The organism is Burkholderia crassaminum (assembly GCF_964265005.1).
Taxonomy (GTDB): domain Bacteria; phylum Pseudomonadota; class Gammaproteobacteria; order Burkholderiales; family Burkholderiaceae; genus Burkholderia.
Map to the genome: position 1 here is coordinate 662,939 of NZ_OZ183800.1, position 19,763 is coordinate 682,701.

Here is a 19,763-nt window from a genome sequence, read left to right on the forward strand (position 1 = left end):
CGAGCCGCTTCCGTCATGCCGGACGTCTCGCCGCACGAGCGGCGCGCCGTTCCATTCGAACACCGTTTTTCCCACGACAGCCGATGACGAACCCGACACCCAACATCCTGATCCTGATGGCCGACCAGCTCACGCCGTTCGCGCTGCCGGCCTACGGCAATCGCGTGGCGCGCACGCCGACGCTGGACCGTCTCGCCGCGCAAGGCGTGGTGTTCGACGCCGCTTACTGTGCGAGCCCGCTGTGCGCGCCGTCGCGTTTCTCGCTGCTGACCGGCAAGCTGCCGTCGGGGATCGGCGCCTACGATAACGCCGCCGAATTGCCGGCGCAAACGCTGACGTTCGCACACTACCTGCGCGCAGGCGGCTACCGGACGATGCTGTCCGGCAAGATGCATTTCTGCGGGCCCGACCAGTTGCACGGCTTCGAGGAGCGGCTCACGACCGACATCTATCCGGCCGATTTCGGCTGGGTGCCCGACTGGGACAGCCCGGCCGAGCGGCCGAGCTGGTATCACAACATGAGTTCGGTGCTCGACGCGGGCCCGTGCGTGCGCACGAACCAGCTCGATTTCGACGACGAGGTCACGTTCGCCGCGAAGCAGAAGCTGTACGATGTCGCGCGCGAGCGTGCGGCCGGGCACGATGTGCGGCCGTTCTGCATGGTCGTGTCGCTGACCCATCCGCACGACCCGTATGCGATCACGCGCGAATACTGGGATCTGTACCGCGACGAAGAGATCGACATGCCCGCCGTGCGGCTCGATGCGGCGGAAAGCGACCCGCATTCGCAGCGGCTGCGCTTCGTCTGCGAGAACGACCGCACGCCGCCCACCGACGCCCAGATCCGCGCCGCGCGCCATGCGTACTACGGCGCGACGTCCTACGTCGACACGCAGTTCGGCAGCGTGCTGGCCGCGCTCGAACAATGCGGATTCGCCGACGACACGATCGTGATCGTCACGTCCGACCACGGCGACATGCTCGGTGAACGCGGGCTCTGGTACAAGATGACGTTCTTCGAAGGTGGCTGCCGCGTGCCGCTGATCGTGCATGCGCCGGGCCGCTTCGGCGCCGCGCGCGTGCGCGGGCCGGTGTCGCACCTCGACCTGCTGCCGACGCTCGTCGATCTGGCCGGCGCTGCGCCCGCCGGCGGCTGGCCCGACCCTGTCGATGGCGCAAGCCTCGTGCCGCACCTGCACGGCACGCCGGCGCACGACGTCGCGCTCGGCGAATACCTCGCGGAAGGTGCGGTCGCGCCGGTCGTGATGATCCGCCGCGGCGACTGGAAGTACGTGCATTGCCCGCTTGACCCCGACCAGCTCTACCACCTCGCCGACGATCCGCGCGAACTCACGAACCTCGCCGGCACGCCGGAAGCCGCCGACGTGCTCGCCGCGTTCCGCGCGCAAGCCGCGCAGCGCTGGAACCTGCCCGAACTGGACCGGCAGGTGCGCGCGAGCCAGCGGCGCCGGCGCTTCCATTACGCGGCGACGACGCAGGGCCGCATCCACGCGTGGGACTGGCAGCCGTTCACCGACGCGAGCCAGCGCTACATGCGCAATCACATCGAACTCGACACGCTCGAGGCGATGGCGCGCTTTCCGCGCGTCGGGCGCTGAGCGTCCCGTATCGCGATCACTGACGAACGACGGAGGAAGCGGAAGATGGAACGGCGATGCAATGCAGCAATCCGGATCGGCGCGGCGCTTGCCGCGGCCGCGTGCGTGATGACGACGCAGGCCGCGCACGCAGCCGACCCGCAGACGTGCGGCGACGTGAAGATGGCGGCGCCCGGCTGGACCGACATCGATGCGACGAACGCGATGGCGGGCGTCGTGCTGAAGGCGCTCGGCTACCGGCAGGACGTGGCGAACCTGTCGGTGCCGATCACGTACCAGGGGCTCAAGAAGGGGCAGGTCGACGTGTTCCTCGGCAACTGGATGCCCGCGCAGGCGCCGCTCGTGAAGCCGTTCGTCGACGAGAAGTCGATCGACGTGTTGCACGCGAACCTGAGCGGCGCGAAGTTTACGCTCGCGGTGCCCGACTACGTGGCGGCCGCCGGCGTGCATACGTTCGCCGATCTCGCGCGCTACGCGGACCGCTTCGGCGGCAAGATCTACGGGATCGAGCCCGGCGCGCCCGCGAACCAGAACATCAAGCGGATGCTGTCCGACCATGCGCTTGGGGCCGCGAACTGGTCGCTCGTCGAATCGAGCGAGACGGGCATGCTCACGCAGGTGGAGCGCGCGGTGCGCGACAAACGCTGGATCGTGTTCCTTGCATGGGAGCCGCATCTGATGAACACGAAGTTTCACCTGACCTACCTGTCGGGCGGCGATGCGTATTTCGGGCCGAACTACGGCGGCGCAACGGTCAATACGGTCACGCGCGCCGGGTTCGCCGGCCAGTGCGCGAACCTGGCGCGGCTGTTCCGGCAGATGACGTTTTCCGTCGACGTCGAGAACCGGATGATCGCCGACATGCTCGACCACAAGACATCGCCCGCGCTCGCGGCTCAGCATGCGCTGAAAGCCGACCCGGCGCTGGTTGCCGGCTGGCTGGACGGCGTGACGACGACAGCCGGCGCACCGGGCCTGCCGGCCGTGCGCGCGGCCCTCGACGGTCGCTGATTCCCTCCCTCCGGGCGGCCGGATTTACCGCGCCGCCCGTCTACGTGTTTTCCCGACCGGTCGCATCGTGACCATTTGGTGTCGCCTTCAGACGGGTGACCCGAAATATGGGTTTGTATTTTTCGCCAATGGCTGCGTTATTGCGGAAAACGAAATGCCGAAGCCAGCGGGCGTACCGAATTCGAATCCACCGGCGTATCGCGGCACGCGCCGGGACGAGATTCTTTCCATCGAACGGTTCAGGGAGGGTGGTCGACAATGAAGCACACGAAAGTTGCCGTAGCCGCCGCGCTTGCATGCGCGGCCTGCATTCCCGCCATCGGGCATGCGCAGAGCAGCGTGACGCTGTACGGGATTCTCGACGCGGGCATCACGTACGTGAACAACACGGGCGGCTCGCACGTCGTCAAGTTCGACGACGGCGTCGCGTACGGAAACCGCTTCGGCCTCAAGGGCACGGAAGACCTCGGCGGCGGCCTGAAGGCCGTGTTCACGCTCGAGAGCGGCTTCCGGCTAGGTACCGGGCAACTCGGCTTCGGCGGTTCCGAGTTCGGCCGGCAGGCGTACGTCGGCCTGCAGAACGACTGGGGCACGCTGTCGTTCGGCAACCAGCTCGACATCACGAACGAACTCGTGTCGATCTACAACATCTCCGCGTGGGGCAGCGGCTACGCGATCCACCAGGGCGACTTCGACCGCTTCAACGGCGATCGCCTGCCGAACTCGGTGAAGTTCCTGTCGAACGATCTCAGCGGCTTCAAGTTCGGCGCGATGTACTCGTTCGGCAACGTCGCCGGCAACTTCCACCGCAACAGCGCATGGAGCGCGGGCGCGAGCTTCACGAAGGGCGACTTCTCGATCGGCGCCGCGTACACGCGCCTGAACAACCCGAACGGCATCTATGCGTTCGACCCGTACGCGATGATCGGCACGCACACGTTCCTCGGCCAGCAGACGGTGACCGTCGATCCGGCGACCGGCGCACGCACCGACCTGTTCGCGAACACGCCGATGGATGTCGACAGCCAGGGCACGTTCGGCATCGGCACGAGCTACACGATCGGCAAGCTGACGCTCGACGGCAACTTCTCGTACACGACGATCAAGGGCTTCGGCCAGTCGTCGCACATGCAGGTCTATGAAGGCGGCGGCTCGTACCAGTTCACGCCGGCGTTGAGCCTGATTGCCGGCTACCAGCACACGCGCTTCGAAGGCCATCACTGGAACCAGGGCACGGCGGGCCTGCATTACATGCTGTCGAAGCGCACCGACGTGTACGTCTCCGGCGATTACCTGCGCGCGTCGCAAGGTGTGGATGCGGTGATCGGCTACAGCTTCACGCCGTCGACGACGCAGACGCAGGCCGACGTGCGGATCGGGATGCGGCATTCGTTCTGAGCGGGGTGGTGTGGGGTTGTGACGTCTTCAGCGAGGTCTCTCTTTGGCGCGAACCGAGGTTCGCGCTTTTTTTTGACGGGTGTGAACGGGCATGAAATGCATCCTGTCGGTGCCGACCGCCTGGCCACCGCCCCGGGGCCATCGCCGGCAACGGCAATGCAATGGTATTGACCATTGCCGTCTATAGACGCTAGCATCGTCCCCATGCTTGATCGCGCTAATTCCCTCTCCTCGCTGCTCCGTGCATGTTGTCAGAACGTGCCAGGGGGAATTTGCGTCTAGCGAACTCGCTAAACATTCAAGCAATCGCCTTCCGGCCGCCTGTGATGCAAAACAGGCGGCCTTTTTGTTTTTGGGCCGACACCTTCGGGACGGAGAAACTCGATGCCGCTTGCGCTGTATGACACCTGGTCGCGTACCGTGCGCCCGTTCACGCCAATCCATGCCGGACAGGTCGGCCTGTACTGCTGCGGCCCGACGGTCTACGACGATGCCCACATCGGCAACCTGAGAACCTACGTGTTCGAGGATCTCCTGCGTCGCGTACTGGTGCGCAACGGATACGAGGTCCGGCACGTCGTCAATATCACCGATGTCGGCCACCTGACTTCGGATGCGGACGAAGGCGAAGACAAGATGGAAAAGGGCAGCCGCCGGACCGGCGAATCGGCGTGGGCCATTGCCCGGCGCTACACCGAGGCGTTCGTCCGGGACTGGCGCGCGCTTCGCCTGCTCGAGCCGACGGTCTGGTGCCGCGCGACGGATCACATCGCCGAGCAGATCGCGTTCATCGATACGCTCGACCGGGCCGGCTACGTGTATCGGACGGACGATGGCCTCTACTTCGACACCAGTCGGCAGGACGACTACGGTTATCTCGCGCGGCTCGACCGCGCAGGGTTGCAGGCGGGCAAGCGGGTTGCGCTGGGCGAGAAGCGGAACATTACGGATTTTGCGTTGTGGAAGTTCAGCCCGGCCGGCGTCAAGCGGCAGATGGAATGGGACAGCCCGTGGGGTCGCGGCTTTCCGGGCTGGCATATCGAATGCTCGGCGATGTCGGCGAAGTATCTCGGGACGTTATTCGATATCCATTGCGGCGGCGAGGATCATATCGCCGTGCATCACAGCAACGAGATCGCGCAGACTCGCGCGGCCCACGGCACGCAGCTCGCGAATTACTGGATGCACGGGCACTTTCTGACGCTCGACGCCGATACGAAGATGTCGAAGTCGAGCGGCGATTTCGTTCGTCTGCAGACCTTGCAGAGCCGGAATGTCGATCCGCTCGCGTACCGTTATCTGTGCCTGACGGCCCATTACCGGAGCAAGCTGCATTTCACGTGGGCGTCGCTCGATGCGGCACACACCGCGCTGAATCGGCTTCGGCATCTCTATGCCGGCTGGCCGGACGGAGGGCGCGTCGATACGGAGTTCGCCGCGCGTTTCGACGCCGAAGTGAACGAGGACCTGAATCTGCCCAGGGCGCTCGCGGTGCTCTGGGATCTGGTCCGGAGCGACCTGCCACCCGCGACGCTGAAAGCGACCGTGGACAGCTTCGACGCGGTGCTCGGCCTCGGTTTGCGCGAATGGAGGCCGGTTGCGTTCGACATTCCGGAACACGTTCGCATGTTGCTCGGCGATCGCGAGCGCGCGAGGGCGGCCAGGGACTGGGCGCAAGCCGACCGGATTCGGGAAGCGTTGAGCGTCGAGGGCTGGCGAGTCGAGGACACCCCGGAAGGTCAACGCGTGTTCGGCATCGCCATCGACTCGACCGAAGCGGGCGTCCCGCCGCGGTGAAGTCCATGGCCGCCTGCGTCAGAAGATCCGGTGCCCGAGCCACCATCCACCGGCGGCGAACAGCGCGGCCGCCGGCAGCGTGAGCACCCACGCCCACACGATGTTGCCGGCCACGCCCCAGCGCACGGCCGACAGCTTCTGCGTCGCGCCGACGCCGACGATCGCGCCGGTGATCGTGTGCGTGGTCGACACCGGAATGCCGAGGAACGACGCGAGGAACAGCGTCATCGCGCCGCCGGTTTCCGCACAGAAACCACCGACCGGCTTGAGCTTCGTGATCTTCTGGCCCATCGTGCGCACGATGCGCCAGCCGCCGAACAGCGTGCCGAGGCCCATCGACAGGTAGCACGCGCCGATCACCCACGCCGGCGGCGCATCGGCGGTCGCCGACGCATAGCCCGACGCGATCAGCAGCATCCAGATGATGCCGATCGTCTTCTGCGCGTCGTTGCCGCCGTGGCCGAGGCTGTACAGCCCGGCCGACAGCAGTTGCAGCCGGCGGAAGCGCCGGTCGACCTTGCTGGGCGCGGTGCGGAAATACAGCCATGACACGCCGAGCATGAACAGCGAACCGAGGATGAAGCCGAGCAGCGGCGAAATGAAGATGAACGCGACGGTCTTCAGCAGCCCGTCGATGTTCAGCGAACCCCAGCCCGACTTGGCGAGCGCTGCGCCGACGAGGCCGCCGATCAGCGCATGCGACGAGCTCGACGGAATCCCGTAGTACCACGTGATCACGTTCCAGCCGATCGCACCGACCAGCGCGCCGAACACGACGTAGTGGTCGACGATCTCGGGATCGATCGTGCCTTTACCGACGGTTTGCGCGACTTTCAGGTGGAAGATGAAATACGCGATGACGTTGAACGCCGCCGCGAACACCACGGCTTGCTGGGGCTTCAGCACCCCGGTGGACACGACGGTGGCGATCGAGTTCGCCGCGTCGTGAAAGCCGTTCATGAAATCGAATACGAGCGCGACGAGTACCAGCGTCGCGACCATCCAGAGGGCGAGTTGTATCGAATGCATCTTGTTGATTCGCTCAGGCGTTTTCCAGCACGATGCCTTCGATGATGTTCGCGACATCCTCGAACTTGTCGGTAATGCGTTCGAGCAGGTCGTAGACGCCCTTCAGCTTGATGAGCGTCTTCACGTCGATGTCGTCGCGAAAGAGTTTCGATATCGCCGATCGCAGCACGCGGTCGGCGCGGGTTTCGAGCGCGTCGATCTCTTCGCATGCCTCGAGGATCTGCAAGGACTGCTTCATGTCGGACAGCCGGTTGACCGCGATTTGCGTCTGCAGCGCCGACTGCACGACGATGTCTGCGAGTTCGCTGGCCTCCCCGGTTACCGACTTCAGGCCGTAGACCACGACGGTGGTCACGACGTCCTCCATCAGGTCGAGGATGTCGTCCATCGTCGTGATCAGCTTGTGGATTTCGTCGCGATCGAGCGGCGTGATGAAAGTCTTGTGCAGCAGGTCGATCGCCTCGTGCGCGAGCTTGTCGCCGGTTCGTTCGGTGGTCTGGACGTTGGCCATGGCCAGCTCGGCATCGTCGAGATTGTCGAGGAGCATCTGAAGCTCGCACGCGGCCAGGACGATGTGCTGCGCATGCGTATCGAAGAGGTCGAAAAACCGGGTTTCGACGGGGAGGAAGCGTCCAAGCATGGATTCTCCGGGAAAAGGTGGGCGGGATGAGCCGGGTCAGGCTGCGCACGGGCCGCACAGCGTGCGGTTGCCGAACGCGACGTGCCGGCGCTGGGCAAGCGAGCGCAAGTCGAGCGGCCGCCGGTTGACGATCGTGCTGGCGTGCCCGGCCGACAGGTCGGGATTGACGAAGTACATCAGGGACGTGCGCCGTGCGCGCGTGCGCGGGCGTTCGATGGCGTGCTGCATCGCCGCCACTTCGCCGTCGGTGAGCGCCTCGAGGAGCGAGCCGGCCAGCACGATCATTTCGTCGGGCCGCGGCCGCGCGGAAATCGGCGACGCGTCGGGCAGCAGGACCAGGCCGGGTGCGCTCGGCCGGATGAACGACAGCAGGTGGCCGTCTTCGTGCGGATCCTGCAGGTACGCGCGGTCGTGGCTGTCGTGATGCGGCTCGTACGCGCAGAACTGCAGGTAGGAGCTGTGCCGGACCGGCGGCTGCGGCGAGCCGCCGAGGTTGTCGCATACCGCATCGAGCAGGTCCTGCGCGATTGCGTTGATGCAGGCTTCGTAGGCTGCCATCTCGCGATAGAACGTGGACCTGGCCAGCGGGAAGCCGTGATGCGCATCGCGCCGTGCGACCCAGTAGCAGAAGCGGTCGCACAGATCCGGCTGCTCGGGCGTATGCGAGTATTCGAGCCCGAATGGCAGGAAGCCGTCGGTCTGGTCCGGAAACGAGAACGCGTGCTTTTGCTTGCGATCGAGCTGGTCATAGGCGGCCGCGAGCCGGTCGAAATGCGTGAGCAGTGCGTACGGCATCTTGAAGTAGACGTAGCTGTCGCGGATCAGTCGGCTGGCATGGAGTTTCATGAGGTTTTGCATGGTGTTCTCCCGGTACATCGGTCATGGCGTGGTGCCGAACGGCGGGCATTGCCGCGTTGCCGGCGCATGAGAAGGCGGGGCGCGGTGTGCGCGATCCAGGTGGCGTCACCGCGCAGCGCGTGACGCAGCCGCGGCGGCTCGACGCAAATGATGTGTGCAGTGGCGACGCGGGGGAGCGTCCTTGCGGCTGTCGTGGACGAGCCTGTATGGCCGGTGCGGCCGAATGGAAATGTCGAGTCGTGTCATGGGTGCTCCAGGCGCCGGACTGCACACGGCGGGAGCGTCATGACGTCAACGACGGACGAGCGCTTCCCGCCGCGCCGCGTCGGGCGCGATCGGCTGATAAGAGGCTGGGATTCGGGTATTCGCCGGCATGGCGTGCGAACGCGCGCCGGCGCAGCTTAATCGGCTACTGTCGTCGTCCATTCGAACTCCTGTCTATTTGAACGGCACGTGCGTGCACACGGGCTGCACACGCGCGGGCATGCGGCCGGACACACGCACGCGACGCGGGTCACGTACGGACGCCGCCCGGGTGTCGAGCGGCCACTGAATTGTCGAGTACGGGAACTTCGGATCGACGGTACGCCGATCCTGAAAGACACCGCATCCTGCTATCCCGGGATGCGGCAGAAGACAAGGCTCTGCGAAGCTTCCTCAGGCGGCAGTCAGGTTGGTACAGGACCAACTACAACTCGCATCGGTAGGCACAGAAGCCTCCATGAATGAAAACGAGTGCGATGTTAAGAGGGAACCGCGCGGCGCGTCAATCGAAAACTTCGCACGCGTATCGCGCGGGTTCGCCGGCATGTCGGGCGGGTGCGCCCCGGTGCTGCCGGCGCCGTGCGGGAACCATTCCGGGACAGTGGGCGGAACGGCTCCACGCGGCTTGCCGGCATCGGGCATCATGCCGGTTTGACGATGACCGCCGTGCCGTAGCAAATGACTTCGGTCACACCCGAACCGATCTCGGTCGAGTCGTAGCGCATCGCGACGATCGCATTCGCGCCGAGCTTGCGCGCATCGGCGAGCATCTTGTCGAAGGCTTGCTGGCGGGCTTTTTCGCACAGCGATGTATAGAGCGTGATGTTGCCGCCGAAGATCGTCTGCAGCGATGCGCCGAACGAGCCGACGATCGAGCGCGAGCGCACGATGATGCCTTGCGCGACGCCGAGCGAGCGGACGGTCGTGTGGCCGGGCAGGTCGAAAGCTGTCGTGACGCGAACGGGCGACAGGTCGTCGAGGGAGCGGGGGGTATCGGTCATGGCGGAACGTAGATAGCGGAGTGGTCGAACGACGATTCTATCCGGACGCGTGCAAGCAGTCGGCGCTGAGCGTCGCGCGGCTTTGCGATGCTGCCGGTCACACAATCGAGAGGTGGGTATTGTTTAACGAATGTATCAGCGAGTTCTGGCATCAGAAGTTTTCGGGCGACCGGTGCATTTACGACGGCGACGATCTGCAGATCGCCGTCAGTTCCGCGCTGGGCGACGAGCACGGCATGATCCTCGTGCCGACCGACGGAAGAAGCCGGATCGTCGTGCAGGAGAAGGTTGCGCGCGCGTTGCGGCTGGACGAAGCGGGTGCGTGGACGATGGGCGCGTTCATCGATCGCCTGTCGGCTTCCGGTGGCGACCTGTGCGGCGCGGACAATCTTTTTTACTATTCCGCGCCGGCGCTGGCCGATCTGCCGAATCACGCGATTCCCGCGACGGTCAGGGCGCTGAGCCCGGCGGATCGACCGGCATTCGACGCATTCGCCGCTGCGATGCCGGCCGAGGATTTCGATACGGCCAGCGTCGAGCTGGACCATTGGCGCGTCTTCGGCGCATTCGAGCAGGATCGTCTGGTCTGCGCGGGCAGCGTGTACGCGTGGTGGGATTCGTGCCTGGCCGACATGGGGGTGCTGACGCTGCCAGAAGCCAGAGGCGCCGGCCACGCGCGTGGCGTCGTGCGCGCGATGAGTATGGCGGCCTGCCGCGAGGGGCTGGTGCCGCAGTACCGGTGCCAGCTCGACAATCCGGCTTCCGCGGCGGTCGCGCGGGCGGTGGGCATGCGCCTTTACGGGACGCTGGACGAGATCGTCTGATCGAGGCGGCCGGGAAGGCAGCCCTTGCCGCCGCCTTCCCGGCCGTACGCCGTCAGGGCTTCGCCGCCGTCCCGCCGTTGCCGCCGAGATCGACCGCGTAGGCCAGCGCCAGCTTGCCGAACTTCAACGCATGATTCGCCTGGCGATCCGAATTCTCCAGCGTGTCGTTCACGGTATGGATATACGGACTGTCGTTCTGGCCGGCCTCGAACGGGAACGACGCCGGATACCCTTGCGCATTCCAGGATGCGTGATCCGAGCACGCATACCCGCATTGCGACGTGCCGATCGCGAGTTCCGGCAGGTAGGTCTTCGCCAGATTCGTCAGGTAGGTGTTCTGCGACGCGTTCGTGTAGTCGGTGATCAGGTAGATGTCCTTCGGATCGCCCTTGTAGTTCGTCATGTCGAGCTGCAGCACGCCGACCACGTTCGCATTCTGCGCACGGAACTGCTTCGCGATCGCTTTCGAGCCGAGCAGGCCGGCTTCCTCGGCCGCATACCCGACGAACTTGATCGTCCGCTTCGGCCGGTAATTGTTCGCCAGCAGCACGCGCAGCGCTTCGGTGAGGCTCGCGATACCCGATGCGTCGTCGTCCGCGCCGGGCGAGCGCGTGTTCTCCGTCGTGCGGCCGACCGTCGAATCGAGGTGGCCGCCCAGCACGATGGTGCCCGCCGCCGGATCGCTGCCGCGGATCGTCAGGATCACGGATTTCTGCGGAAAGCCCGTGTGCGCAAACTGCTCGACGGTTATGTCGGCGCGCGAACCCGCCAGCTGCTTCCATTGCAACGCGAGCCAGTCCGACGCGGCGACGCCGTGCGACGTCGTGTAGTAGCGATTCGTGAAGCCGGACAGCGACGTGATCGTGCCGACGATGTTGCTGGCCTGCAGTTGCTGGATCCACGTGCCGATCTGCGGCGCGTTCGAGACCTTGTACGTGGAAGCGGCGGCCTGCTTCGCGAGCGTCGGCGGCAACGGTTGCAGTGTCTGGCGCGCTTCGTCGAACGAGTCGTGCACGACATAGCCGGGCCCGTGGCCGCGCGTATGGTGGACGGCGTGGGCCAGCTCGCCGAGCCGTGAATCGTCGATCTCGACGACGTGGACGGTTTCGCGGCGCGAGGCGCCATCGGCCGTCTTGCCGGCGTCGAGCGTCGTACTGTATTGCGCGGTGGCGCTTGCGTCGATCCGCTGCAACTGGCGGAACGCCGCGTCGCCGAGTGTGATCCACACCGGCGTCGCGTGTGCAGCGGCGGTCAGCAGCATGCCGCCCAGCGCGGCGCTCAGGCGGGTGAGTGTCAGAGTAGGCATGTTCGATCTCGTGAGGATGGCGATGTCGAGGAAGAGGGCGTGCCGCAGGTCGTGCGGTACGCCCCCGCCTGCTGCGGAATTACGACTTCTTCGGTACGGTCACGCCGTACGTGCAACTCTGGTTGTACGCATTGCCGATCGCGGTGAGCTGCGCGTTGCTGTAGCCGAGCGCGGACGCGGCCGTCAGCACGGCCTGTGCGGCGGCCTTCTGGTTGGTCGAGCTGTTGGTCATCGACAAGCCCTTCAGGAACGCCTTGTCCATCGCCTGCGCACCGATCGCGTCGCGCGCGACGAGGTTGCACGAGGCCCAGTACTGGCCGGCCGTATGGATCTCCGCGCCGCGTGCCTGCGCATAGGTGCGCCCGACGTTCCAGTTGGTCACGCGGCCGCCCCAGAACTCGTTGTGGCCATCCCAGTTGTAGACCCAGTGGTACTGCGCATCCGACGGGCTCCACTGGTTGAAGTCACGGCTGTACGCGGCGGCGAGATAGTCGCCGGTGCCTTCCGACAACCCTTCCTGCTGAGACAGGCCGCCGTTCGTCACCCAGTCGTGGATGCCGTGGCCGAGCTCGTGGATCACGACGTCCGCATCCTCCGCGTCGTCGACGCCGCCTTGTCCGAAGGTCAGCCGGCCGCTGCTCGACGAGTACGACGAGTTGTCGTCGCCCGATTCGCCGTGCGGGTCGTACTGCACGCCGCCGGTGTACTGGTACGGCAGCGCCTTGATGCCGAGCGTCTGGTTCACGTAACGCAGGAACGTGTCGATGTGGTAGTACGCGTTCACGGCCTCGAAATACAGGTTGCCGCGCGTGAACTCGAACGCGGGCGTCGACTGCACGGGGCACGCCTTGTCGAGCGGCGCATCGAAATCGACGCATACCGCATACGGGCCCGACAGCGAATAACGCCCGCCCGACTGCGCGAGATCCTTCAGCGTCACGCGCACGCGCGCGGCGGTCAGTTGCGACGAATCGGCGTCGTTGTTGTCCTTGTAGCCCGTGCTGCCGTAGCTGCTTTTGGTCGGCGACAGCGGGTCGGGCCGGAATACGAAGCCCGTGCCGTCGGTCGCGTAGAACGCCTTGTCCTCGGCGCGCAGCACTTCGCCGCTGCCCGAGTCGATCAGCAGTTCCCAGTCGCCTTTCGGGCCGTCGTTCGGGCGGCCGCGCACTTTCCACGCGGCATGCGTGCCGGTCTTGTCGACGAACGCGACGAGCTGCGCATCCAGGTTCGTGAAGCCGCTCACGCCGAGATACGCGCGCGCACGGTCGAGTGCCTGCTGCTGGTCGACGGCCTGCGCCTTGCTCGACTTCGCGACCACGCCGTTGATCGTGTTGCTCGCGACGTACAGGATGCGGCCGTCCTTCGCGACCGTCACCGCGATATCGCTGCCGTACACAGGCAATCCGGCCGCCTGCTGCTGCAGGCGCACGACGGTGAAGTCGGCGTCGCTGCGCTCCGACGTGACGACGAGGCTTGCGAGTGCGCTCGCGTCGAGCCCGAGCTGCGTGGCCTGCGACGCGACGAAGTCGCGCGCGCTGGCGGCGGGCGTGGTGGCGGCCTTCTTCGCGCGATACGCGGGGTTGTACAGCGTGACGGCGACGCCGTCCGCGCGGAATTGCCCGGCGGCCGTATCGGCCTTGGCGGCCGGCGGCGCGACGCCGCGTGTCAGGCTTTCGCGCAGGCTCGTTGCTTGCGGATTCGAGACTTTCGTATCGGCCGCGGTGCCGCCGACGATGCCGAAACCGAGCGCGAGACCCAGGGCGAGCGGTAGTGCTTTGCGTGATGTCTGCATACGTGATCCTCATCTCAACGGTTGGACACGCCCGCGCGCTCGTGGCGTGCAGGCACGACACGGCCCGCGCGCCGGCTCGATGGAGCCGGTGCGGCGAAGCGGTGTTGGGGGTGTCGACTGACTAAGGAACCCTAAATGTCAGGTCGAAAAGAAACAGGCGGGAATAGAGGGGGAGAAGCAGGGTGAAAAGCAGGGGGAGGAGCGCGCGAAGAAGCGAACGGCAGGCAGGTGCGGCGACGGCGAATCGAGCATCGTCATGTCATACCCCTCGGATCGAATCGATATCGGTTGGCAGCCTGCGTGGCCAGACATGCGTCGAGCCGACGTGTGCATCTCGTTAGGCTGCCTATCTAATTTCGAGGTATGTTACAGAATATTTTCAACGACATTCCAATTTATTTTCGATGACCGCTTCGGTTCGTCGATTAATCGTCGGCATTGTTCAGCGAACGGTGGGAACCGCTGCCGGAACGCGTAATACCGCGTCGTATTGTGCGTGTAAACCGCGATGATCAGCGCGTCGCGCGCCGGTCGCTGCGCGGGCTGAGACCGAATCGCGCGCGATACGTGCGCGAGAAATGCGACGGCGATTCGAACCCGCATGCGACGCATACTGACGTGATGCTCATGTCGGTCTGCTGCAGCAGTTCACGCGCCCGATCGAGCCGCAGGTTCAGGTAGAAATGCGTCGGCGTGTCGTTCAGCGTCGCGCTGAACAGCCGTTCGAGCTGGCGCCGCGTGATCGAGACTTCCTGCGCGAGCGCATCGGAGCCGAGCGGGTTTTCCATGTGCCGCTGCATCGTGCCGATCACCTGGATCAGCTTGCGGTTGTGCACGCCGTAGCGCGCGGCGATCTCGAGCCGCTGGCTGTCCGAGCGCTGCCGGATCCGGCTGACGACGAACTGCTCGGAGATTGCCGCCGCGAGATCGGCGCCGTGCCGCCGTCCGATCAGGTCGAGCATCATGTCGATCGACGCGGTGCCGCCCGCACACGTGATGCGCCGGTCGTCGATCTCGAACAGCTCCTGCGTCGCGTTCAGGCCGGGATAGCGTTCACGGAACGCGGCAAGCGCTTCCCAGTGCAGCGTGAGCGGCTGCGACGCGTCGAACAGCCCGGCTTCCGCGAGCACGAAGCTGCCCGTGTCGATGCCGCCGAGCGTTGCACCATGACGGTGCTGGCGACGCAGCCAGTCGCCGATCGCGCGCGTGTAGCACACGAGCGGATCGAAGCCGGCGACGACGAACACCGTGTCGACCTTGTCGACATCCGCGCACGCGGCTTCGGCGGCGACCGGAATGCCGTTGCTCGCGGCGACGGGCGCGCCGTCGGCGCTGATCACGTGCCAGCGATAGAGCTCCGTGCGAAAGCGGTTCGCGACGCGCAGCGGTTCGACCGCGGACATGAAGCCGAGCGCGGAGAAGCCGGGCAGCAGCAGGAAGTGGAAATCCTCGGGCATCGGGGCAGGGGATGGAATCCGGTGGTCGTCGCGCGTCGCACGGGGCGTCGCGCGCACGGGCATGTGCCGCGGCCGGCTCGCGCGCGCCGAACGGTCAGCGGGAGATTATCGCGGGTTTTGCGCGGCTTCAGCGCGTTTTTGCGCCGCGCGCGGAACGGCGCGCGGTGGTCGACGGCAACTCGCCGAATTGCGCCTTGTAGGCGTTCGCGAAATGCCCGAGATGGATGAAGCCCCAGCGCGCGGCCGCGTCGCTGATCGGCAGGTCGGCGTGCCGCGTATCGAGCAGCATCCGCCGCACTTGCGACAGGCGCAGCGAGCGCACGTAATGCAGCGGGCTGGTCTGTACGACCGACTGGAAACTGTTCTGCATCGTGCGCCGGCTCACGCGTAATTGTGCGCACAGGCTCAGCACGTCGACCGGTGCTTCGGGATGGCCGATCACGTAGTCGTGCACGCGGCGCACGATGTCGGCGCGGCAGGCGTGCGTGAGACGGTTCGACGGTTCGGGAATCCGGTACGTGAGGAGATCGACGAGCACGTTGCCGATCTCGCCGCGCAGTTCGCGCTGCGCGCGAGCGTCGTGGAATGGATCGGGTGCCGACAGGACACGTTCGAGTTGCGTGGCGATCTGCAAGCTCGCGCGCATCAGCACGGCGGTGGGCATGTCGACGACACCGCGCCGCAACGTGGCTTCGTCGAGGTGGACATCGGCCGCATCCTCGACCTGCTGCATCAGTTCGCCATTGGCGACGACACCGATCAGCGACATGTCGTCGGGCGAATGCAGCTCGAACGGGGCGCCGCCGCGCGCGATCACCATCGTGCCGCGTTCGATGCGCGCACCACCGAATGCGAATGCACCCGAGCCGGTGAGCGGCATGCCGAACACCGTATGGTCGTGCGGCAATTTTCCGCGCTGGATGATCCGGACGTTGGCGGCTTCCTGGAACAGCTGCACGCCGTCCAGCACCGCATGCTTGACCGCGCTGCGATACGTGCCGGAGCCGATCTGGTCGTAGCGCTGGTTCCAGCCGCGCAGCGCCTCGGCATGCCGGTCCGCGTTGTCGAACCTCTCGTGAAACACGAACACAGCGCCTCCAGGTGTGTCGATCAGGACCGCGCAAGATTAAACCGACCGCGCGGTCGGCGCAATAAGGGGGAGCGCTATTCCGGGCGCATTTGTCAGAGGGTCGGAAGCCTCTGGGCGACGCGCCTTTCAGGCGGTTTTCCAATATCCCGAATCGGCACGCACGCGGTGCCGGTCCGGGTGCTGACCGGATTTATTGTCGAACTACAGTCGCCCCACATTACGTGAATCCCCAACTGGAGGCGACATGAGGACAAGGCGACGAACCGCGGTGCTCGCGGCGACGCTGGCGTTCGCGGCGGCATGGGTCGGCAGCGCGAACGCGACGGAAAAGCCGGAGGAACTGGTCGTGCAGAAGATGCCGCCGTGGCATCCGCACGAGGTCTATATCGTCGACATCTCGATGCCGTCGATGACCGACGGACGCATCTACGTGTACGACGCCGATGCGAGGAAGCTGCTCGGCCAGATCGACGGCGGCTTCGGCCCGGGCCTCGCGATTTCGCCGGACCACAAGACGAGCTTCGTCGCGACGACGTACTTCTCGCGCGGCTCGCACGGCACGCGCACCGACGTCGTCGAGATGACCGACAACACGACACTCGATCATGCCGGCGAAATCGCGATTCCGGCGAAGCATGCGCAGCACGTGCCGTCGCCGTACAACACCGCGTTCAGCGCGGACGGCAAGCGGCTGTACGTCGCGAACATCACGCCGGCCGCATCGGTCACGGTGATCGACGCGGTCTCGAAGAAGGTGCTGTCGGAGATCGACACGGCGGCCTGCGTGCTCGCGTATCCGTCGGGCAATGACCGCTTCACGGCACTGTGCGAAAGCGGCAAGGCGCTGACGGTCACGCTCGATGCGAACGGCAAGGAAACGAAGCGCGTGATGTCGGATGCGTTCATCGACGTCGACAAGGATCCGGCGTTCGTGAACGCGTCGCGCTACAAGGGCGACTATCTGTTCACGACGTACGGCGGCAACGTGCGCGGCGCGGATTTCAGCGGCGACAAGCCCGTGTTCGGCAAGTCGTGGCCGCTGCTGTCGGACGCCGAGCGCGCCGAAGGCTGGCGCCCGGGCGGCATGCAGCAGACAGCCGTGCAGGCACGGCAGAACCGCTACTACGTGCTGATGCACAAGGGCGGCGACGGCTCGCACAAGGATCCCGGCACGCAGGTGTGGGTGTTCGACCTGAAATCGAAGCAGCGTGTCGCGCGCTGGGATCTCGCGCAGCAGAAGGTCGATCCGCTCGTGTCGATCCAGGTCAGCGAGGACGACAAGCCGCTGTTCTACGGGCTGACGGCGACGTCCGACCTCGTCGTGATGGATGCGCGCACGGGCAAGCTGCAGAACGTCGAGAAGCAGATCGGCAATACGTCGTCGCTGCTCGTCAACCCGTGAGGCCGCGATGACGCTCGATCCCGTACTTGCCACCAGTGCGCAGGCCGGCGCTGCCGTCGTCGTGCTGCTCGGCGCCTTCGCGAAGATGCGCCGCCCCGCCGCGTTCGGCCAGGCGCTCGCCGGCTACCGGCTGCTGCCCGACGCGCTGACCGCGCCCGTCGCGTTCGCGATTCCGCTCGCGGAAGCCGTCGGCGCTGCGGCACTGCTGTTTCCCGATACGCGCACGGCCGGCGCGATCGGCCTGATCGCGTTGCTCATGGCCTTCGCCGCCGCGATTGCGATCAATCTCCTGCGCGGCCACACCGACATCGACTGCGGTTGTTCCGGCTTCGCGGCGGCGCGCACGGACGCACCGCGCGGCATCGGCTGGCTGCACGTCGGTCGCGCGCTGCTGCTCGCCGTGCTGGCCGCGACCGCACTCGTCGAGCCGGGCACGCGTGCCGTCGTGTGGTTCGACTACCTGACGCTGTTCTTCTCCGTGCTGCTGATCGTCTGCGCGCTGCTCACCGTCGACGTGCTGCTCGCCAACGTACCGCGCCTTTCCCACCTGAGGAATTCATGATGCAAACCGCTCTCACCGTTTCCACCGCCCTGCTGTGGGTGGCCGTCCTCGCGCTCGGCGCGATCTGCCTCGCGCTGGTGCGCCAGATCGGCATCCTGTACGAACGCATCATGCCGGCCGGCGCGCTGATGATCGACAAGGGGCCGGCGGTCGGCGCGATCGCGCCGGCGTTCGAACTGACCGACATTCGCGGCTCGCAGGTGAAGGTCGGCGGCATCGATGCATCGGGCAAGGCGACGCTGCTGTTCTTCCTGTCGCCGACGTGCCCCGTCTGCAAGAAGCTGCTGCCGCTGCTGCCTTCGCTGCAGGCGAGCGAAGCGACGCCGGTGAACATCGTGCTCGCGAGCGACGGCGATATCGACGAACACACGCGCTTCGCGCGCAAGCACGACCTCGGGCGCTTCCCGTACGTGCTGTCGCAGGAGCTCGGCCTCGCGTACCAGATCGGCAAGCTGCCGTACGCGGTGCTGCTCGACGAAACCGGCACGGTGCGTGCGAAGGGGCTCGTCAATACGCGCGAGCATCTCGAGAGCCTGTTCGAAGCGAAGGAGCGCGGCGTCGCATCGCTGCAGCAGTTCGTGCACGGCGATCACAGCCACGATGCGCACGCGCAGCACGCATGACCGGCCGACCGTCTTTCAACGTCAAGGGAGAACAACGACATGGGCCTGTTTGATTCATGGTTCGAGCGGTCGGCGCGCGGCGTCGCGCAGCACAGTTCGCGGCGCAGCGCGATGGCGAAGCTCGGCAAGGTGCTGGTGGGATCGGCGATGCTGCCGCTGCTGCCCGTCGATCGCACCGCCTATGCGGCCGATGCGGCATCGGGCGCATCCGGTGCCGCCACCTCGGGGGCGAGCGACGACCCGATGAGCTGCGACTACTGGAAATACTGTGCGATCGATGGCTGGCTGTGCAGTTGCTGCGGCGGCACGTCGAGCAGTTGCCCGCCGGGCACCACGCCTTCGCCGATCACGTGGATCGGCACCTGCCGCAATCCACACGACGGTTCGGACTACATCGTGTCGTACAACGATTGCTGCGGCAAGACGTCATGCGGCAAGTGCTTCTGCAACCGCAACGAGCGCGAGAAGCCGTTGTACAAGCTGTCGTTGAACAACGACATCAACTGGTGCATGGCGAACGGCAATTCGAATTACCACTGTTCGGTTTCGGTTCTGTTGGGAGCAGCGAAGCAATGAAAGTGAAGCAGGCAGGAAGGATTGGAATCGCGTGCATGACGGCCGTGGCAGCCTTCGCGCTGGCGGGCGCCGCCGGCGCGCAGGAAGCCGTGCATTACCCGGCCGGCAAGAGCCTGTTCGACGCGCAGTGCGCGGTGTGCCACCAGGCGGGCGGAAAAGGGCAGGACGGCCTCGCGCCGCCGCTGACCGAGTATCCGGGCAAGTACGCGGCGGCCGAGCCGGGGCGTGCGCAACTGGTCGCGACGCTGCTGCACGGGATGTTCGGCGAGATCACGGTGCACGACAAGAGTTATAACTTCAAGATGCCGTCATTCGCGAGCGCGAGCGACGACGACATCGCGCACGTGCTCAACTACGTCGTGTTCGATCTCAACGCGCAGCACGGCGATGCGAAGCCGTTCACGGCGGCCGATATCCGCGCGGCGCGCGCGAAGGAGATGGACGGCACGGCCGTGCATGCACAACGCGCGGTGGTGATCAAGGGGCTCGGCCTGTGAACGGGGCCTGCGCGACC

The 19,763-nt window shown here is 65.9% G+C and carries 18 protein-coding genes; 10 read left to right on the top strand and 8 right to left on the bottom strand.

Annotation, left to right across the window (positions count from 1 at the left end; genetic code table 11):
- Nucleotides 1-83: 83 nt before the first annotated feature.
- The 4 genes from betC to cysS all read left to right on the top strand — a co-directional run bounded on the left by betC (nt 84) and on the right by cysS (nt 5,825).
- A complete protein-coding gene (gene betC, locus ACPTTF_RS20045; protein WP_423367895.1) occupies nt 84-1,619 on the top strand; it encodes a choline-sulfatase in 1,536 nt (511 codons plus the stop codon).
- A gap of 45 nt (nt 1,620-1,664) precedes the next feature.
- A complete protein-coding gene (gene choX / locus ACPTTF_RS20050; RefSeq protein ID WP_423367896.1) occupies nt 1,665-2,630 on the top strand; it encodes a choline ABC transporter substrate-binding protein in 966 nt (321 codons plus the stop codon).
- A 258-nt stretch (nt 2,631-2,888) separates the two neighbouring features.
- Nucleotides 2,889-4,028 carry a porin gene (locus ACPTTF_RS20055; protein WP_423367897.1) on the top strand — a complete coding sequence of 380 codons (1,140 nt, stop codon included), beginning with the start codon at nt 2,889-2,891 and terminating at the stop codon, nt 4,026-4,028.
- A gap of 384 nt (nt 4,029-4,412) precedes the next feature.
- Nucleotides 4,413-5,825: a cysteine--tRNA ligase gene (gene cysS / locus ACPTTF_RS20060; RefSeq protein ID WP_423367898.1), complete on the top strand. Its 1,413-nt coding sequence runs from the start codon at nt 4,413-4,415 to the stop codon at nt 5,823-5,825.
- 18 nt (nt 5,826-5,843) lie between these two features.
- Here cysS and ACPTTF_RS20065 read toward each other — a convergent pair whose 3' ends face one another.
- The 4 genes from ACPTTF_RS20065 to ACPTTF_RS20080 all read right to left on the bottom strand — a co-directional run bounded on the left by ACPTTF_RS20065 (nt 5,844) and on the right by ACPTTF_RS20080 (nt 9,617).
- Nucleotides 5,844-6,854 (bottom strand): inorganic phosphate transporter, encoded by a 1,011-nt coding sequence (locus ACPTTF_RS20065; RefSeq protein ID WP_423367899.1) that lies wholly within the window; start codon nt 6,852-6,854, stop codon nt 5,844-5,846.
- A 13-nt stretch (nt 6,855-6,867) separates the two neighbouring features.
- On the bottom strand, nt 6,868-7,494 hold the full coding sequence (locus ACPTTF_RS20070) for a DUF47 domain-containing protein (RefSeq protein ID WP_166961425.1): 627 nt from the start codon (nt 7,492-7,494) through the stop codon (nt 6,868-6,870).
- A gap of 36 nt (nt 7,495-7,530) precedes the next feature.
- The gene (locus ACPTTF_RS20075; protein WP_423367900.1) at nt 7,531-8,340 is read right to left on the bottom strand and encodes a 2OG-Fe(II) oxygenase family protein; all 810 of its coding nucleotides are present in this window, start codon (nt 8,338-8,340) and stop codon (nt 7,531-7,533) included.
- Nucleotides 8,341-9,257: 917 nt separating this feature from the next.
- Entirely contained in the window at nt 9,258-9,617 is a 360-nt protein-coding gene (locus tag ACPTTF_RS20080) for a YbjQ family protein (protein WP_423367901.1), read from the bottom strand.
- A 20-nt stretch (nt 9,618-9,637) separates the two neighbouring features.
- On the opposite strand from ACPTTF_RS20080, the gene ACPTTF_RS20085 reads away from it, so the two are divergent.
- A complete protein-coding gene (locus ACPTTF_RS20085; protein ID WP_423391173.1) occupies nt 9,638-10,441 on the top strand; it encodes a GNAT family N-acetyltransferase in 804 nt (267 codons plus the stop codon).
- 52 nt (nt 10,442-10,493) lie between these two features.
- On the opposite strand, the gene ACPTTF_RS20090 is transcribed toward ACPTTF_RS20085, so the two are convergent.
- The 4 genes from ACPTTF_RS20090 to ACPTTF_RS20105 all read right to left on the bottom strand — a co-directional run bounded on the left by ACPTTF_RS20090 (nt 10,494) and on the right by ACPTTF_RS20105 (nt 16,086).
- A complete protein-coding gene (locus tag ACPTTF_RS20090; RefSeq protein WP_423367903.1) occupies nt 10,494-11,747 on the bottom strand; it encodes a M20/M25/M40 family metallo-hydrolase in 1,254 nt (417 codons plus the stop codon).
- Nucleotides 11,748-11,826: 79 nt separating this feature from the next.
- Entirely contained in the window at nt 11,827-13,539 is a 1,713-nt protein-coding gene (locus ACPTTF_RS20095; protein ID WP_423367904.1) for a peptidase, read from the bottom strand.
- A gap of 512 nt (nt 13,540-14,051) precedes the next feature.
- Nucleotides 14,052-14,996, bottom strand: a complete 945-nt coding sequence (locus ACPTTF_RS20100; RefSeq protein WP_166962216.1) for a GlxA family transcriptional regulator — start codon at nt 14,994-14,996, stop codon at nt 14,052-14,054.
- 127 nt (nt 14,997-15,123) lie between these two features.
- Complete coding sequence (locus ACPTTF_RS20105; RefSeq protein ID WP_166961443.1) at nt 15,124-16,086, bottom strand: helix-turn-helix domain-containing protein; 963 nt, start codon at nt 16,084-16,086, stop codon at nt 15,124-15,126.
- Nucleotides 16,087-16,330: 244 nt separating this feature from the next.
- Here ACPTTF_RS20105 and ACPTTF_RS20110 point away from each other — a divergent pair, with 244 nt between their 5' ends.
- The 5 genes from ACPTTF_RS20110 to ACPTTF_RS20130 are packed head-to-tail and all read left to right on the top strand — an operon-like array spanning nt 16,331 to nt 19,746.
- Nucleotides 16,331-17,488, top strand: coding sequence for an amine dehydrogenase large subunit (locus ACPTTF_RS20110; RefSeq protein WP_423367905.1), 1,158 nt, complete (start codon nt 16,331-16,333; stop codon nt 17,486-17,488).
- A gap of 7 nt (nt 17,489-17,495) precedes the next feature.
- Nucleotides 17,496-18,050 (top strand): MauE/DoxX family redox-associated membrane protein, encoded by a 555-nt coding sequence (locus ACPTTF_RS20115; protein WP_423367906.1) that lies wholly within the window; start codon nt 17,496-17,498, stop codon nt 18,048-18,050.
- Nucleotides 18,047-18,673 carry a methylamine dehydrogenase accessory protein MauD gene (gene mauD / locus ACPTTF_RS20120; protein ID WP_423367907.1) on the top strand — a complete coding sequence of 209 codons (627 nt, stop codon included), beginning with the start codon at nt 18,047-18,049 and terminating at the stop codon, nt 18,671-18,673. The genes ACPTTF_RS20115 and mauD overlap by 4 nt, the downstream gene beginning before the upstream one ends.
- Before the next feature lie 39 nt (nt 18,674-18,712).
- Complete coding sequence (locus ACPTTF_RS20125; RefSeq protein ID WP_423367908.1) at nt 18,713-19,249, top strand: methylamine dehydrogenase light chain; 537 nt, start codon at nt 18,713-18,715, stop codon at nt 19,247-19,249.
- Nucleotides 19,246-19,746: a c-type cytochrome gene (locus tag ACPTTF_RS20130; protein WP_166961454.1), complete on the top strand. Its 501-nt coding sequence runs from the start codon at nt 19,246-19,248 to the stop codon at nt 19,744-19,746. Before ACPTTF_RS20125 ends, ACPTTF_RS20130 begins: the two co-directional genes overlap by 4 nt.
- Nucleotides 19,747-19,763 lie beyond the last annotated feature (17 nt).